Origin of the sequence: Pseudomonas sp. MWU12-2037 (assembly GCF_023242345.1) — a bacterium.
In the GTDB taxonomy this organism is placed as follows: domain Bacteria; phylum Pseudomonadota; class Gammaproteobacteria; order Pseudomonadales; family Pseudomonadaceae; genus Aquipseudomonas; species Aquipseudomonas gingeri_D.
Window position 1 is genome coordinate 36,006 of the sequence record NZ_JALLIZ010000031.1, and the last position, 13,591, is coordinate 49,596.

General features: G+C 59.4%; 17 protein-coding genes. 9 read left to right on the forward strand and 8 right to left on the reverse strand.

The features are described 5' to 3' along the window. Positions 1 to 110: 110 nt before the first annotated feature. From M5B42_RS31160 to M5B42_RS31170, 3 genes are read right to left on the reverse strand one after another with little or no spacing between them, the layout of a single operon-like run. Positions 111 to 1,289: an acetyl-CoA C-acetyltransferase gene (locus tag M5B42_RS31160; protein WP_103499278.1), complete on the reverse strand. Its 1,179-nt coding sequence runs from the start codon at positions 1,287 to 1,289 to the stop codon at positions 111 to 113. Between the two features lie 14 nt (positions 1,290 to 1,303). Continuing rightward, positions 1,304 to 1,963 carry a CoA transferase subunit B gene (locus M5B42_RS31165; RefSeq protein ID WP_100943506.1) on the reverse strand — a complete coding sequence of 220 codons (660 nt, stop codon included), beginning with the start codon at positions 1,961 to 1,963 and terminating at the stop codon, positions 1,304 to 1,306. Positions 1,964 to 2,000: 37 nt separating this feature from the next. Continuing rightward, positions 2,001 to 2,699 (reverse strand): CoA transferase subunit A, encoded by a 699-nt coding sequence (locus tag M5B42_RS31170; RefSeq protein WP_121139145.1) that lies wholly within the window; start codon positions 2,697 to 2,699, stop codon positions 2,001 to 2,003. A 141-nt stretch (positions 2,700 to 2,840) separates the two neighbouring features. On the opposite strand from M5B42_RS31170, the gene M5B42_RS31175 reads away from it, so the two are divergent. From M5B42_RS31175 to M5B42_RS31195, 5 genes are all read left to right on the forward strand, one after another. Then, positions 2,841 to 3,743: a LysR family transcriptional regulator gene (locus M5B42_RS31175; protein WP_248747973.1), complete on the forward strand. Its 903-nt coding sequence runs from the start codon at positions 2,841 to 2,843 to the stop codon at positions 3,741 to 3,743. A 69-nt stretch (positions 3,744 to 3,812) separates the two neighbouring features. Next, entirely contained in the window at positions 3,813 to 4,373 is a 561-nt protein-coding gene (locus tag M5B42_RS31180) for a DUF4174 domain-containing protein (RefSeq protein WP_248747974.1), read from the forward strand. 45 nt (positions 4,374 to 4,418) lie between these two features. After that, positions 4,419 to 5,189, forward strand: a complete 771-nt coding sequence (locus tag M5B42_RS31185; RefSeq protein ID WP_177103317.1) for a class I SAM-dependent methyltransferase — start codon at positions 4,419 to 4,421, stop codon at positions 5,187 to 5,189. 71 nt (positions 5,190 to 5,260) lie between these two features. Further along, positions 5,261 to 5,656, forward strand: coding sequence for a GFA family protein (locus M5B42_RS31190; RefSeq protein WP_248747975.1), 396 nt, complete (start codon positions 5,261 to 5,263; stop codon positions 5,654 to 5,656). Positions 5,657 to 5,815: 159 nt separating this feature from the next. Further along, positions 5,816 to 6,601, forward strand: a complete 786-nt coding sequence (locus tag M5B42_RS31195) for a sulfite exporter TauE/SafE family protein (protein WP_248747976.1) — start codon at positions 5,816 to 5,818, stop codon at positions 6,599 to 6,601. A gap of 3 nt (positions 6,602 to 6,604) precedes the next feature. Here the strand turns inward: M5B42_RS31195 and M5B42_RS31200 are convergent, their stop codons facing one another. Beyond that, positions 6,605 to 7,501 carry a LysR family transcriptional regulator gene (locus M5B42_RS31200; RefSeq protein WP_248747977.1) on the reverse strand — a complete coding sequence of 299 codons (897 nt, stop codon included), beginning with the start codon at positions 7,499 to 7,501 and terminating at the stop codon, positions 6,605 to 6,607. Between the two features lie 128 nt (positions 7,502 to 7,629). On the opposite strand from M5B42_RS31200, the gene M5B42_RS31205 reads away from it, so the two are divergent. Next, positions 7,630 to 8,328 (forward strand): pirin family protein, encoded by a 699-nt coding sequence (locus tag M5B42_RS31205; RefSeq protein ID WP_248747978.1) that lies wholly within the window; start codon positions 7,630 to 7,632, stop codon positions 8,326 to 8,328. A 2-nt stretch (positions 8,329 to 8,330) separates the two neighbouring features. Then, positions 8,331 to 9,215, forward strand: a complete 885-nt coding sequence (locus M5B42_RS31210) for an SDR family NAD(P)-dependent oxidoreductase (RefSeq protein WP_248747979.1) — start codon at positions 8,331 to 8,333, stop codon at positions 9,213 to 9,215. 44 nt (positions 9,216 to 9,259) lie between these two features. Here the strand turns inward: M5B42_RS31210 and M5B42_RS31215 are convergent, their stop codons facing one another. Then, positions 9,260 to 10,660 carry an alkaline phosphatase family protein gene (locus M5B42_RS31215; protein ID WP_248747980.1) on the reverse strand — a complete coding sequence of 467 codons (1,401 nt, stop codon included), beginning with the start codon at positions 10,658 to 10,660 and terminating at the stop codon, positions 9,260 to 9,262. Between the two features lie 508 nt (positions 10,661 to 11,168). Here M5B42_RS31215 and M5B42_RS31220 point away from each other — a divergent pair. Together M5B42_RS31220 and M5B42_RS31225 are read left to right on the forward strand one after the other, a co-directional pair. Then, entirely contained in the window at positions 11,169 to 11,450 is a 282-nt protein-coding gene (locus M5B42_RS31220) for a HigA family addiction module antitoxin (RefSeq protein ID WP_248747981.1), read from the forward strand. Between the two features lie 196 nt (positions 11,451 to 11,646). Then, entirely contained in the window at positions 11,647 to 11,811 is a 165-nt protein-coding gene (locus M5B42_RS31225; RefSeq protein ID WP_100943706.1) for a metallothionein, read from the forward strand. 195 nt (positions 11,812 to 12,006) lie between these two features. Here M5B42_RS31225 and M5B42_RS31230 read toward each other — a convergent pair whose 3' ends face one another. The 3 genes from M5B42_RS31230 to M5B42_RS31240 form a co-directional block, all read right to left on the reverse strand. Then, a complete protein-coding gene (locus M5B42_RS31230; RefSeq protein ID WP_248747982.1) occupies positions 12,007 to 12,528 on the reverse strand; it encodes a GNAT family N-acetyltransferase in 522 nt (173 codons plus the stop codon). Continuing rightward, positions 12,486 to 12,785: a DUF1778 domain-containing protein gene (locus M5B42_RS31235; protein ID WP_247263498.1), complete on the reverse strand. Its 300-nt coding sequence runs from the start codon at positions 12,783 to 12,785 to the stop codon at positions 12,486 to 12,488. The genes M5B42_RS31230 and M5B42_RS31235 overlap by 43 nt, the downstream gene beginning before the upstream one ends. A 316-nt stretch (positions 12,786 to 13,101) precedes the next feature. After that, a partial coding sequence (locus M5B42_RS31240; protein WP_187601521.1) for a ribonucleotide-diphosphate reductase subunit beta occupies positions 13,102 to 13,591 on the reverse strand: 490 nt, incomplete at its 5' end.

Below are 13,591 nucleotides of genomic sequence, written 5' to 3' on the forward strand. Positions count from 1 at the left end.
CGGACAGTCTATGCAAGACTTGCTGGCCTCATCGCTGGCAAGCCAGCTCCTACAGAATCGGGGCCTGTCGCAGGGCGGGTGTTGTTCGCCCTGTCGAGGCCCGTCGGCAGCTAGCGCTCGATCGCCAGCGCCACGCCTTGCCCACCGCCGATGCACAAGGTCGCCAGACCTTTTTTCGCATCGCGCTTGAGCATTTCATGCAACAGCGTTACCAGTACCCGGCAGCCCGATGCGCCGATCGGGTGACCCAAGGCAATCGCACCGCCATTGACGTTGACCTTGGCCGCATCCCAACCCAGTTCCTTGCCCACCGACAACGCCTGGGCGGCAAAGGCTTCGTTGGCCTCGATCAGGTCCAACTGGTCGAGGGACCAGCCGGCCTTGTCCAGGCAACGACGGGTCGCGCTGACCGGGCCGATACCCATGATCGCCGGGTCGACGCCCGCGTTGGCATAGGCGGCGATCTTCGCCAGCACCGGTAGGCCGAGGGCCTTGGCCTTGGCGGCGCTCATCAGGATCACGGCGGCGGCCCCGTCGTTCAGCGACGAGGCGTTGCCGGCGGTGACCGTGCCGTCCTTCTTGAACGCCGGCTTGAGCTTGCCCAGCGACTCGGCGGTGGTCCCGGCGCGTGGTTGTTCATCGGTAGCGAAGGCCACCGGATCGCCCTTGCGCTGGGGAATCAGGATCGGGGTGATTTCGTCGACGAAACGCCCGGCTTCAATGGCGGCAACGGCTTTCTGCTGGGACGCGGCGGCAAACTCATCCTGGGCTTCACGACTGATATCGTACTTGGCCACCAGGTTCTCGGCGGTGATGCCCATGTGGTAATCGTTGAACGCATCCCACAGGCCGTCGCTGATCATGGTGTCGACGATCTGCGCGTGCCCCATGCGCAGGCCGGTGCGGGCACCGGGCATCACGTAGTTGGACAGGCTCATGTTCTCCTGGCCACCGGCGATGATCACCTCGGCATCGCCGCAGCGAATCGCCTGGGTCGCCAGGTGCAGGGCCTTGAGGCCCGAGCCGCAGACCTTGTTCAGGGTCATGGCCGGCACCGCGTGGGGCAGGCCGGCCTTGATCGCGGCCTGGCGCGCGGGGTTCTGCCCGGCACCGGCGGTGAGCACCTGGCCCATGATCACTTCATCGACCAGCGCACCGTCCAGGCCGGTCTGTGCCAGCAACTGGCGGATCACCGCGGCGCCCAGGTCCACGGCGGAGATATTCGCCAGCGAACCCTGGAAACTGCCCACCGCCGTGCGGGTGGCGGCCACTATCACTACATCTTGCATCGCTTCATTCCTCATCAGGAAAACTGCATTTCAGGCACGTGGTCGGGAACGATCAGTTTACCCGCGGTCTTGCTGACAATCTCTTCGACACTGACGCCCGGCGCGCGCTCCTTGAGAATGAACGCGCCGTTTTCGATTTCCAGGTAGGCCAGGTCGGTCAACACACGCTTGATGCAGCGCGCACCGGTCAGCGGCAGGCTGCAACGCGACAGCAGTTTCGACTCACCGTCCTTGGACGCATGGGTCATGGTGACGATGATGTTGTCCGCGCCGGCCACCAGGTCCATGGCACCGCCCATGCCCTTGACCAGCTTGCCGGGGATCATCCAGGAGGCGATGTTGCCCTCGACGTCGACTTCAAAGGCGCCGAGCACCGTCAGGTCGATATGGCCGCCGCGAATCATCGCGAAGGACTCGGCGGAAGAAAAGATCGACGCGCCGATACGGGCGGTGACGGTTTGTTTGCCGGCGTTGATCATGTCGGCATCGACTTCGTCGTCGGTCGGAAAGGCGCCCATGCCGAGCAGGCCGTTTTCCGATTGCAGCATGACTTCCATGCCGGCGGGGATGTAGTTGGCGACCAGGGTCGGAATGCCGATGCCCAGGTTCACGTAGTAGCCGTCCTGCATTTCGCGGGCAACGCGCTGGGCCATTTGTTCGCGGGAAAGTGCCATGTTCTTGTTCTCCGTTAGTCGAGGGAAGGGCCTGGGTTCACTTGCGCACGGTGCGCTGTTCGATGCGCTTTTCGAACGTGCCGCAGATGACCCGGTCGACGTAGATTCCTGGGGTATGGATCTGCGCCGGGTCCAGCTCGCCGGGTTCGACGATTTCCTCGACTTCGACCACGGTGATCTTGCCGGCGGTCGCGGCCAGCGGGTTGAAGTTCTGGGCGGTGTGGCGATAGATGACATTGCCGAAATGGTCGGCTTTCCAGCCTTTGACAATGGCGAAATCACCGGTGATGGACTCTTCCATCAGGTACGGACGGCCGTTGAACTCACGGGTTTCCTTGCCGTCGGCGACCGGGGTGCCGACCCCGGTGGCGGTGAAGAAAGCCGGGATACCGGCACCGCCGGCGCGCATTTTTTCGGCCAGGGTGCCTTGGGGGGTCAGCACCACTTCGATTTCACCGCTGAGCAGCTGTTTTTCGAAGAGGGCGTTTTCGCCGACATAGGAGGCGACCACCTTGCGGATCTGCCGGTCTTCCAGCAGCACGCCGAGGCCGAAGCCGTCGACGCCGCAGTTGTTGGAGACCACGGTCAGGTCGCGGGTGCCCTTGCGCTTGATCTCGGCGATCAGGTTCTCGGGGATACCGCACAGGCCGAAGCCGCCACTCAGGACCGTCATGCCATCCTCGAGCCCGGCCAGGGCTTCTTCATAGGAAGACACGCGTTTATCGAAACCTGCCATATGCACCATCCTCTTGTTGTTTGTCGGACTCGCCGTTGGAGGTGAGTGTTGCTCCGGAAGATATATTTGTTAAGTTGATTTTTAGGGTCGATTGATTGATAAAGATCAAGAATGCCCTTTTCTCCAGTAGAGACCTCGTTCATGACCGTTAAACAGCTTAGGGCCTTTCTGGCCGTTGCCCAGAGCCTGAGTTTCGCCGTGGCGGGCGAGCGTCTCTATTTGTCGCAATCGGCCCTGAGCCTGACCATCAAGGCCCTCGAAGAAGGCCTGGGCGGGCGGCTGTTCAGCCGCAATACCCGCAATGTCGCCCTGACCCCGGAAGGCGAGGTCCTGGTGCCCCTGGCCCGGCGCCTGATCGCCGACTGGGACAATGCCGAGGACGAACTGCGCCAGCGTTTCACCTTGCAGCGCGGTCGCGTGACCCTGGCCGCCATGCCGTCATTCGCCGGTAACCTGCTACCACCGATCCTCAAGACTTTCCGAGCACGCTATCCCCAGGTCAATGTCACGGTCAACGACGTGATCAACGAGCAGGTCCTTGAAATGGTCCGTGATGGCCAGGTGGAACTGGGGGTGGCCTTCGAACCGCAGCAGGGCTCGTCGCTGGCGTTCACGCCGCTGTATGTCGACCGTTTTGTCGCGGTGGTGCCGGCGGATTCGCCCTGGGTCGACCAGGCTGAGATCGATTGGCCCACCTTGCTGACGCAGTCCTTCATTACCTTGCAGCGCCCCTCCACGGTGCGGGTGATGCTGGAAGAACATCTGCGGGCGCGGGACATGAGCTTGCCGGTGGAGTTCGAGAGCCATCAACTGGCTACAGTGGGGCGCATGGTCGCCAGCGGGTTGGGGGTGAGTGCGGTGCCGGCGTTGTGTGTCGGACAGATGCGCGAGCTGGGCGCGCGTTGCATCACCTTGTGTGATCCGGTGGTCGAACGGGCCATCGGTGTGCTGACCAAACCCGCTCATGAGCTGTCGGCGGCGGCCCAGGCATTGTTCGATGTGTTACAGGAGGAAAAATTAAGTTACTTGAATTTCGAAAAATAACTGCTTTGCGTGTGGACCTTTTCCGGCGATGCGCAATCATTACCCCATGAATATCCGAAGGAGGTGTGTATGTTCATCCGGTCTTTGACCCTCGCTGTACTGTCCATCGTTGCTACAAGTCCCGTCTGGGCGGCCGATGAGCCGTCTCCGCTGGCCCAGGATCTGGGGAAAAACCGTCCGTTGATCGTGATTGCGCCGAGTACGGTGGATCCCACATTGGTCAGTCTGAAGAAGGCGATCGAGGATCCGGCCAACAAGAAGGACATCGACGATCGTCAACTGGTGCTCTACGAAGTGGCCCAGACCGTCGGCAAGCGCGCGGGCAAATGGATGGAGCAGCCGGCCACCATGGCGCTGATTCGCGGGCTCAAGCTGGGGGTCACGCCGGAGGACAAGTCCACGGTGATCCTGGTGGGCAAGGACGGCGAGCAGAAGGTCCTCGAACACGATGGGCCGATTGCATTCAAGGATGTGCTCAGTGCGGTCGATGCGTTGCCGGCCTCGGAGAAAGCCACTGTCGCGCCTGCGCCACCGGCGCCGCCGGAAGCCAAGCCGGCCAAGGGGGCGAAAGGTGCCAAGGCCGAGAAGGCCGGTAAGGCGGCAACACCGCCCAAGGATCTGGAAGACTGATGTCGGGCAGCATTGATCGGGATTGGTCCATAAGAGGCGATGGCCATGTCGGGCGTTCACAAAGCAGCACAACTCGGTTTCAGCGCTGAAGCCAAAACCTATGCCCACGGGCGCCCTGACTATCCGGCCGAGATGTTGTCGTGGCTGCGCGATACCCTGGGTATTGCGCCGGGCGGGCAGGTGATCGACCTCGGTGCCGGCACCGGCAAGTTCACTCGCTTGCTTGAGGCGACCGGAGCCACGATAACGGCCATCGAGCCGGTCGAGGCGATGCGTGCCGAGTTGGTCGCGCGCCTGCCGGCGGTCCGGGCGCTGTCGGGGACTGCCGATGCTATACCGCTGGAGTCCGGGGTTGGCGACGCGCTGCTGTGTGCCCAGGCGTTTCACTGGTTTGCCCATGAAGCGGCGCTTGCCGAGATTCACCGGGTACTCAAGCCGGGCGGGCGACTCGGACTGGTGTGGAATGTGCGTGACGAGTCGGTTGACTGGGTGGCGGCCATTACCCGGATCATTACGCCTTACGAGGGCGATACTCCGCGTTTTCACACGGGGGCTTGGCGTAAACCGTTCAACGGCCGCTACTTCTCGGCGCCGGAACTGAGCTGTTTTGGGTACAGTCATGTGGGGACGCCCGAGGAAGTCATCATCGACCGCTTTCTGTCGGTCAGTTTTATTGCGGCATTGCCCGCGGCGGAAAAGGCACAGGTCACCGAGCAGCTTCAGACCCTGATTCAAACCCATCCGGCCTTGCGCGGCCAAGAGACCATCGCCTTTCCTTATCGGACCGAGGCGTATCGCTGCATTCGCCTGGACTGATACCGGCTGGTCAGCTTGACGCCCGCTGGTTAGGATCGTGCCTTGTCGTGGTTCATGGTCAAGGAGCGGGTATGAAGGGCAGCTGTGCTTGCGGGGCCGTCGAATATGAAATCGACGCTATCGATATGCCGATCGGGCATTGTCATTGCCACACCTGTCGCAAGACCCACGCGGCGGCGTTTGTGAGCACTGCCGGGGTCAAACGTGAGCATTTTCGCTGGCTCAAGGGTCAGGAAACCCTGACCGCCTATGAATCCTCGCCGGGCAAGCTACGCTATTTCTGCTCGCGGTGCGGTTCGCATCTGATGGCCGAAAGGCCGCATCTGCCCGTAGTGATTGTGCGTGTCGCGACCCTGGATGACGATCCGGGCCTGCTGGCCGAGCATCACATCTGGGTATCCCATGATGTGCCATGGCTGCGTTATGAAGGCGTGGTCGAGCATTCGGAGTGGCAGCCGGGACGCTGACTGAAGGCCTGCGCGCCAATCTGCATGCGTGATCCACACCGTCCGCATGGCACGATGGTTATAACGTTAGATTATATTTATATAAAGAGTCATAACGTTAGCCGCTATGCTGCCCGCCAGATTTTTATGTCGTCTCGCTAGATTCTCCAGGGCTTGCTAATGGATGTCGGTAATTTCGGTTTTGTCGTTGCAGGCTTGGTGGTCGGTTTTATTGTCGGGATGACCGGCGTCGGTGGCGGCTCGTTGATGACGCCGATCCTGCTGTGGTTCGGCATCAACCCGGCCACCGCCGTGGGCACGGACCTGCTCTACGCCGCGATCACCAAGTCCGGCGGCGTTCTGGTTCATCGGAAAAATGACAATATCGACTGGAAAATTACCGGCTGGCTGACCCTGGGCAGCGTACCGGCGGTGTTGTTGACCTTGTGGTTTCTGAGCAGCCTGCACACCGCGCCGGAAGCCTTGAACAGCATCATCAAGCAATCGTTGGGTTTTGTGCTGTTGCTGACGGCACTGGCGGTGCTGTTCAAGAACAAGTTGCTGGCGTTTGCCCATCGGCGTGGTGTCGATCACTCGAAGATCAGTGACTCGAAGTTGAACGGGCTGACGGTATTGACCGGCCTGATCCTCGGCACCATGGTCGCCTTGACCTCCATCGGTGCCGGCGCCCTGGGTACGGTGGCCTTGTTTATCCTCTATCCGTTCCTGCCGACCCGGCGTCTGGTGGGCACGGAAATCGCCCACGCGGTGCCGCTGACCCTGGTTGCAGGCCTGGGGCACGCGAGCATGGGCAATATGAACTGGGAACTGCTGGGCTTCCTGCTGATGGGCTCGCTGCCGGGGATCTACATCGGCAGCCATCTGGCGGGACGGGTGTCGGATAACCTCTTGCGGCCGTTCCTGGCGGTCATGCTGTTTTCCATCGGTTACAAGCTGGTGTTCTGATCGCTATCGGTTGAATCCGGACAGCAAGGCGTCCAGCAGACTGCGCACGGCGGGCACCATGCCCCGCCGGGAAGGGTAGATCGCGTGCAGGCTGCCGCTGGGCGATGGGCAGTCGGGCAGTATCTGCACCAGACGGCCCTGCATCAGATCGTTCTGAACCAGGCTTGTCGGCAGTTGCGCTATACCGATTCCCCTCAAGGTTGCTTGCAGCAGTGTCTCCAGGTCATCGGTGGCCAACCTTGGCTGGTGGGTCAACACGACGGGGTGTGGCGCCTGGAAATGCCATTGATATTTATCGTTGGTGTTGGCCATGGCCAGGGTTGGCATACGCGCCAGGTGGTCCAGTTGAGTGAGCGGTGCATGCTGTGCCAACAAGGCCGGACTTGCGACCAGAATGCGCTGGGAGGTCAGCAGCGGCAGCAGCGTCAACTCGGAGTCATCCAATGGCAGCAGGCGTACGCGCAGGGCGATATCCAGGCCCTCCTCGATGACATCGACACGCCGGTTGGTTGCATCGAGCATGATCCGCACCGCCGGATTGTCCACCAGGTATTGCGCCAGAATGGCCCTGGCTCCCATCTGCAAGACCCCCAATGGGCAACTGATTCGGACCACGCCCTGTGGCGAAGCGCGGGTTTGATCGATGGCTGTCTTTGCCGCCCGGGCTTCCTCCACCAGGGCCACGCAGTGCTGGTGAAACAGGCGGCCGGCGTCGGTCAGGGAGACCCGTCGCGAATTGCGATTGAGCAGGCGTACGCCCAATTCCGTTTCGAGTGCACTGACACGGCGGCTGAGCTTCGAGGTTTGCAGTCCCATCGCCTTCGCCGCCGCTGTAAACCCGCCGTGATCCACCACCTTGGCGAACAGGTACATATTGTTCAAATCCGTCAGAGGGTCCATTGCCGGTCTCGTGCTGGTTTATCGTTCTATTTTCTACAAGGTAGCGTTGCTTTTACAGCAGTTCTTCTTGGTTGGTTTCAAATTTATGCTCTTTAACGCGGCAATCAGCCGCTTTTTCAGGAGCTGAAATGTTAGAGCATCGATTCAAGTCCGACCTCGGCGGCGGCGACTATGGCTGGCTCAAGGCCCGCCATCATTTCAACGTAACGGCCGATGGCAATCCCGCGCACCGCCCGCTGGGGGCGCTGGTGGTCTGGAATGACGACGAGATTGCACCAGGCACCGGTTTCCCGATGCATGGCCACGAAAGCATGGAGATCGTTTCCTACGTGCTGGAAGGTGCGGTGAGCCATCAAGACAGTGTCGGCGGACAAGGCCGTACCGAGGCCGGTGACGTGCAGGTGATGAGTGCCGGGACCGGTATTCGACATCAAGAGCGCAATGAGGGTGACGTTCCGTTAAGACTGTTCCAGATCTGGTTGCGGCCGCGGGAAAACGGTGGACTGCCCAACTGGGGGATGCGGCCTTTTCCCAAGTCTGATCGGGCCGGCCAATGGGTCGTGTTGGCCAGTGGAATGCCTGACGATGAAAGCGCTCTGCCGATCCGCGCCAACGCTCGTGTGCTGGGGGCGACTCTTAAGGCCGGCCAGAGCCTGGGCCAATGTTGTTCGACTACTCGCCAGGGTTATCTGGTGCCGGTGTTCGGCGCGGTGAAGGTCAATGGCGAAAGGGTCGAAGCGGGGGACGGGATTGCCATGAGCGAGGAGTCGATGCTTGTTGTCGAGGCTATCGAGGATACCGAAGTCGTATTGGTCGAGGTGTTTTGAGCATGAAGACGATCATCATGACCGGCGGGACTTTCGGTCTGGGGGAGGCGACAGCAAAGCAACTGAGCGCCACCCCTGACACCCAGTTGATCCTTGGCGGGCGAGAAACCCGTTTGCCGCTGGAGCTGGCGAGCTTGAGCAGTGTCAGGCAATTCGCCAGGCAGGTGCTTGAGACGCTGGGCAAGACGAAGATCAACGCCCTGGTGCTCAATGCCGGACTCAGCTTTCCCAAGGCGGCGCGCACGGTGGACGGCTACGAGACCACCTTTGCGGTCAATCATCTGGGCCACTATCTGTTGTTGCGTCTGCTGGCGCCGGCGTTGGCGCGAGAGGCCATTGTGGTGATCACCACCAGTAACACCCATGACCCGATGTTCAGTCCGGTTGCGCCGTTTCCCTTTGTCGATGCGCAACAGCTGGCGCAGTTGGACCTCGGGAAAGGCGCGCAGGGTGGTGTGGCGTTCGAGCCCGGGTTTCGCGCCTACGCCACCTCGAAGTTGTGCAATCTGCTGACGGCCCGTGCCTTCGCGGCTTCAGCCGAGGTCAAGGCACGCCGTTTGCGGGTTATCGCTTACAACCCGGGTTATATCCCCGGCACAGGGCTGGGGCGTAATTTGCCTGTTGGGGCGTTGCCTGCGCCGGCCATGGCATTGAGTCCCTATTTTGCCGATGTCATGCGCATACAAGCCGGGGAGTTCCTGGCCGATCTGGCGTTGGGGCGGATTGTCCCGCCGAGAGGGCGGTTGTATGCGTCACTGGTGAGAGGTGAGTTGACTTGGCCGCAGCCGTCCGAATTGGCTGGTCGTGATGATGTGGCGCAGCAACTGTGGAATGACAGTGCAGTGTTGGTGGGGATGGACAGCCCGGCGCCTGCACTTGTCATGTGAAATTTGCGAACGTAACCGCTTGATGTTTGCAGCCATTGGTTGTTCTAAGAGTGTGCGTGGGTGATCCGTCTGGTGAAGAAATCAACGGCATGTTGCCGAGTACCTACCGCCTGCAGTGTCGCTGCCGGGTCAAGTCCGAAGCGTTTTGCGGAACCTGTGACCAGGCTTTTTTGAAGATCGTTGAGCGCCGCCGTCGGCGATGGCTGCGCGAAGGCAGTCGCAGCCGGCGCCGATATAGGGGGTAGATCAACACGAGGTGTATTCAGGGTGAGCAACTGATTGAGCGTCGGCGCATTCGCAATCCGCTTGCTGGTGAGCATGTCCTGCGCCGGGATGCCGATCCAGTCGCGCAAGGTGGCCAGAATACTGGTGTGATCGTACGGTGCATTCGGGGTGTCCGATCTGAACACCGTACCGGCCTGGATGTAGGGTGAGACCACCACTGTTGGCACGCGTACGCCAAAACGCGTGAAGTCGAAGCCGTTACCATCAAGCGGACGGGCTTGGTCAGGTGGAGTTGCATTGAATGGCGGGGTGACATGGTCGAAACAACCACCGTGCTCGTCGTAGGTGATGACAAGCAAGGTCTGGTTCCAGCCCTTCGATGTACTGACGGCGTTCCAGATTGAATACAGAAAGGCTTCGCCCGCTTGAACATCATGAGGGGGATGCTGGTCGTTAGGGTCGACCAGAAAGCTGGGCTCGATAAACGAATAGCGTGGCAGCGAGTTGGTCTGGCATGCATCCAGAAACGCGGAAAAACCTCTGAAGTGGGGACTCAACATGGGGTCCCATAATTTCGGGAACATCGTCCGGGTCAGCGAGGGGGTGAGGATGGTATTGCTGTAGACGCCCCAACTGCATCCGATCGATCCCAGGACGTTGAAGATGGTGGGGACATCCCAGGCGAATGGATCGGGAGGCGTGCCATTGTCCACATTGCCATTGGACGTCCCGGCGTGAGCAAAGGCGCGGTTAGGCCAGGTCTGGCTGGGCACGGAGGCGAACCAGGCATCGGAAACCGCATAGGCGCGGGCCAATTTGGCCAATACCGGCAGCTGCGCCGGGCTGTAGCATTGCATGATCTGATCGGGATTGGCGGTTTTCGTGGTGGTGTAATTGTCGACAAAGCCCATGGGCGGCGTATTGTCGGGGCTGACTGGACCGTCTCTGAACAGCTGGTAGGTGACGTTGGCAAAGGTTTCTTGCGGATCGGGGTCTGGAGCCTGGAAACCGCTGGCCTGCAGGGTCACTGCCACATGACGCGCAGGCGTGGAGTTCGAGCAGGGGTTGGACATGCCAGGTTGCAGGCCGTCAAATCGAGGGGCGCTGGTCGCCGGCAGGACCTGCGACGGTGGGCTGTCATTTGGATAGAGCCAGCCAAGCATCGTATCCAGTGAGCGGTTTTCCAGCATGACAACGACGACATGTTCAATTTGATTCATGGCTTTCACCGTCAGTGATCAATTGTATGTCTTGCGAAGTGCTATCTCACGCCTCCTACGGCCCGGTATGCGGCCGCTGCATACGCCACCGCCAGGGCGCCACCTATCAAGTTCGCCACTGCCTGGATAAACCACAGGCCTATGATATTGACCAACAATAGCACTCCTGCAAGCAGTAGGGCCCGTCCCCGTGATCTAGAGTGCGACGCTTTGAAAAGGTCAATCTTGGTCCTTTGACCGTTAGATGCTGCCATGAACCGTTGCTTTGCCAGGTTCGTCATCATCAATTTTATGAGATGGGCAGGCGCAACCTGGGCCGTAAGTGCGTTCAATATTCCTTCGTGATTTGCGCCTGAAGTGTCGTGATCGCACTGAATTTTCCTACCTGTGTGAATATTGTGCTCCGTGAAGCATCAGTTCACGCTGTAGTCATGATCAAGACTTTCCAACACAGGTGTGGACGTCGAGTTGGTTGATTACCTCGACTATCACTGAAAGGAGGCCACCGATGGCCATGCACAATCCTCCACATCCTGGTGTCATGATTCAGGAGATGTTGCCGGAACTGAGTATCAAGATTGCCGAGATGGCCCGACGCCTGCACTTCTCGCGGGAAATGCTTTCACGGGTGATCAATGGCCGGGCGCCCATAAGCCCTGATCTGGCAGTGCGCCTGGAGCGTTCCGGCTTGAGCACCGCCCGTTTCTGGCTGGGCCTGCAAATGAACTATGACTTGTGGCAAGCCGAGCACCGTGAGCAGCCGGTCGTGGATCGTCTGGTTGCTGCCTGAGCCCCTATTGGCAAATGATCCTACGCCGAAAATGCACCTCCGTGCTGATGGATTAGGCTTGTTATTCGACTCCGACACAATGAAAAAAGAGCATTGCCAAGACGTAAGTGGAGGCCGATGATGGATCGTATAACTCAACTGTTCATACGCGTTGCACCGCAATGCCTGGCGACCACCCGACAACCGGAGTCCGATCATGAATGAACAAACCTGCGCCTGCCCGCACTGTACCTGCAAGGTTGGTGAGCATGCGGTCGTGCGTCATGGTAAGCACTACTGCTGCCAGGCGTGCGCCGACCATCACCCAAATGGTGAACCTTGCACGGCTTCAAAATGCCACTGTGCAGACAAACCTAAGTAAAAGTTACATCTTTCTTGGTTGCGCAATACGCCTCAAGTTCTTTGCTACGTACGGCGATCAGATTCTCCTGTTCACTGCGTCGCTGACACGGCTTTTTTGGTGGGCTATAGCCAGGCACACCCTGAAGCTGCGCGGATAGCCAAGGAGCAGGGGATCGGCATTCGGCCAAGGTCAACTTAAAGGGCTTTTCGGTATTTACTGCAATGGCAGCATCATTGTGATCGGTGAGACGCCGGGGCAGGGGATGAAGCCTGCGTGCCGGGCATAAAAGTCTGCGAGCCGGTCATTCAGGGGATGGACCAGAACGGCTGTTGAGCCCACCGTTTCGGAGGCGCTGATACAGCGTTCGATTGCATCCTGTAGCAGATCGATAGCATAACCGTTGCCCTGAGCGACGAGACTGATGCCGATCCGACCGATGATGGTAACGGGATGCTGTCCCGGCGAATTACGTTGCCGACTCTTCGGTACCACGGACGCGCGCATGGCCGACCCGTTGGATAGGGTGTAGTAGCCGATGACCTTCTGGGTACCTTTGAGACAAATCACATAGACCACCGCGTGTTTAGCGGTCTGGGCTCTATGTGCTTTTTTGACGAGGTACTCATTGATCGAGCTTTCACCACAATCGAAATCGTTCAGATCGTGCTGCTCGTTTAGCTTTGCGGGAGCGCTCAGCTCCAGCGTTTTGGCCTTGCCAGGAGTTTTTGCAGGCACTGGTTCCCTCGCACCGGGTTGTCTTCCAAAGCTTTCTCGAATGAGTCAAACGCGTCCTCATCGAGTACGAACAACCGCTTGTCCAAGATGACCTCTTCAGCTTTCTGGCAGGCTGCTTCCAGAATGAAGCTGGTACGGTCACGGCCTGACAAGGCAGCAGCGATATCAATCAAATTTCGTTTCTTGATGTCTGCCCGCATGTTGATAGGTACGGGCTTTTCTTTCGTCGGTTCTGGCTGGCTGGTCTTCAGCATCATGAAACCCTCTATGGGGGCGCTCTCTGTCGTCGGCAGGTGGAGCAGACCTGCGGCACAATCGTAGCATTCCTGTGTATCAGATGTAAGTGTTGTGTATCTCATTGATATACGATCTCTGCTGTGAATTGTGTTCGAGCGTGGATGCCAGCCAAGCGTTGATGCGTGCTTAGATTGCACTCGGAGCTTGAGGGCGTCCACACATCGAAACCTGCTGAAACAAAGGCTTTACGCTGTGATCAGACACAAACAAAAAAGCCCTGAACAGGTTCAGGGCTTTCCGGTGTTTCAGTCTATTCACCCAAGGTGAACAGCCGCATCAATCCCAGCTCAACGCCCCGCCAGTCTGATACTCGATCACGCGGGTCTCGAAGAAGTTCTTCTCTTTCTTCAAGTCCATGATCTCGCTCATCCAGGGGAACGGGTTGGTGGTCCCCGGGTACTCTTCCTTCAAACCGATCTGGCTCAGGCGACGGTTGGCGATGAACTTGAGGTAGTCCTCCATCATCGCCGCGTTCATGCCCAGCACGCCGCGTGGCATGGTGTCGCGCGCGTATTCGATTTCCAGCTGGGTGCCCTGCAGGATCATCTGCGTGGCTTCTTCCTTCATCTCGGCATCCCACAGGTGCGGGTTCTCGATCTTGATCTGGTTGATCACGTCGATGCCGAAGTTCAGGTGCATGGACTCATCCCGCAGGATGTACTGGAACTGCTCGGCCACGCCGGTCATCTTGTTGCGACGACCCATGGACAAAATCTGGGTGAAGCCGCAGTAGAAGAAGATCCCTTCCAGCACGCAGTAGTAGGCA

Excerpts from the sequence above, each read along its gene's own strand:
- M5B42_RS31160 (WP_103499278.1), bottom strand. The coding sequence starts at position 1,289 with ATGCAAGATGTAGTGATAGTGGCCGCCACCCGCACGGCGGTGGGCAGT.
- M5B42_RS31165 (WP_100943506.1), bottom strand. The coding sequence starts at position 1,963 with ATGGCACTTTCCCGCGAACAAATGGCCCAGCGCGTTGCCCGCGAAATG.
- M5B42_RS31170 (WP_121139145.1), bottom strand. The coding sequence starts at position 2,699 with ATGGCAGGTTTCGATAAACGCGTGTCTTCCTATGAAGAAGCCCTGGCC.
- M5B42_RS31175 (WP_248747973.1), top strand. The coding sequence starts at position 2,841 with ATGACCGTTAAACAGCTTAGGGCCTTTCTGGCCGTTGCCCAGAGCCTG.
- M5B42_RS31180 (WP_248747974.1), top strand. The coding sequence starts at position 3,813 with ATGTTCATCCGGTCTTTGACCCTCGCTGTACTGTCCATCGTTGCTACA.
- M5B42_RS31185 (WP_177103317.1), top strand. The coding sequence starts at position 4,419 with ATGTCGGGCGTTCACAAAGCAGCACAACTCGGTTTCAGCGCTGAAGCC.
- M5B42_RS31190 (WP_248747975.1), top strand. The coding sequence starts at position 5,261 with ATGAAGGGCAGCTGTGCTTGCGGGGCCGTCGAATATGAAATCGACGCT.
- M5B42_RS31195 (WP_248747976.1), top strand. The coding sequence starts at position 5,816 with ATGGATGTCGGTAATTTCGGTTTTGTCGTTGCAGGCTTGGTGGTCGGT.
- M5B42_RS31200 (WP_248747977.1), bottom strand. The coding sequence starts at position 7,501 with ATGGACCCTCTGACGGATTTGAACAATATGTACCTGTTCGCCAAGGTG.
- M5B42_RS31205 (WP_248747978.1), top strand. The coding sequence starts at position 7,630 with ATGTTAGAGCATCGATTCAAGTCCGACCTCGGCGGCGGCGACTATGGC.
- M5B42_RS31210 (WP_248747979.1), top strand. The coding sequence starts at position 8,331 with ATGAAGACGATCATCATGACCGGCGGGACTTTCGGTCTGGGGGAGGCG.
- M5B42_RS31215 (WP_248747980.1), bottom strand. The coding sequence starts at position 10,660 with ATGAATCAAATTGAACATGTCGTCGTTGTCATGCTGGAAAACCGCTCA.
- M5B42_RS31220 (WP_248747981.1), top strand. The coding sequence starts at position 11,169 with ATGGCCATGCACAATCCTCCACATCCTGGTGTCATGATTCAGGAGATG.
- M5B42_RS31225 (WP_100943706.1), top strand. The coding sequence starts at position 11,647 with ATGAATGAACAAACCTGCGCCTGCCCGCACTGTACCTGCAAGGTTGGT.
- M5B42_RS31235 (WP_247263498.1), bottom strand. The coding sequence starts at position 12,785 with ATGATGCTGAAGACCAGCCAGCCAGAACCGACGAAAGAAAAGCCCGTA.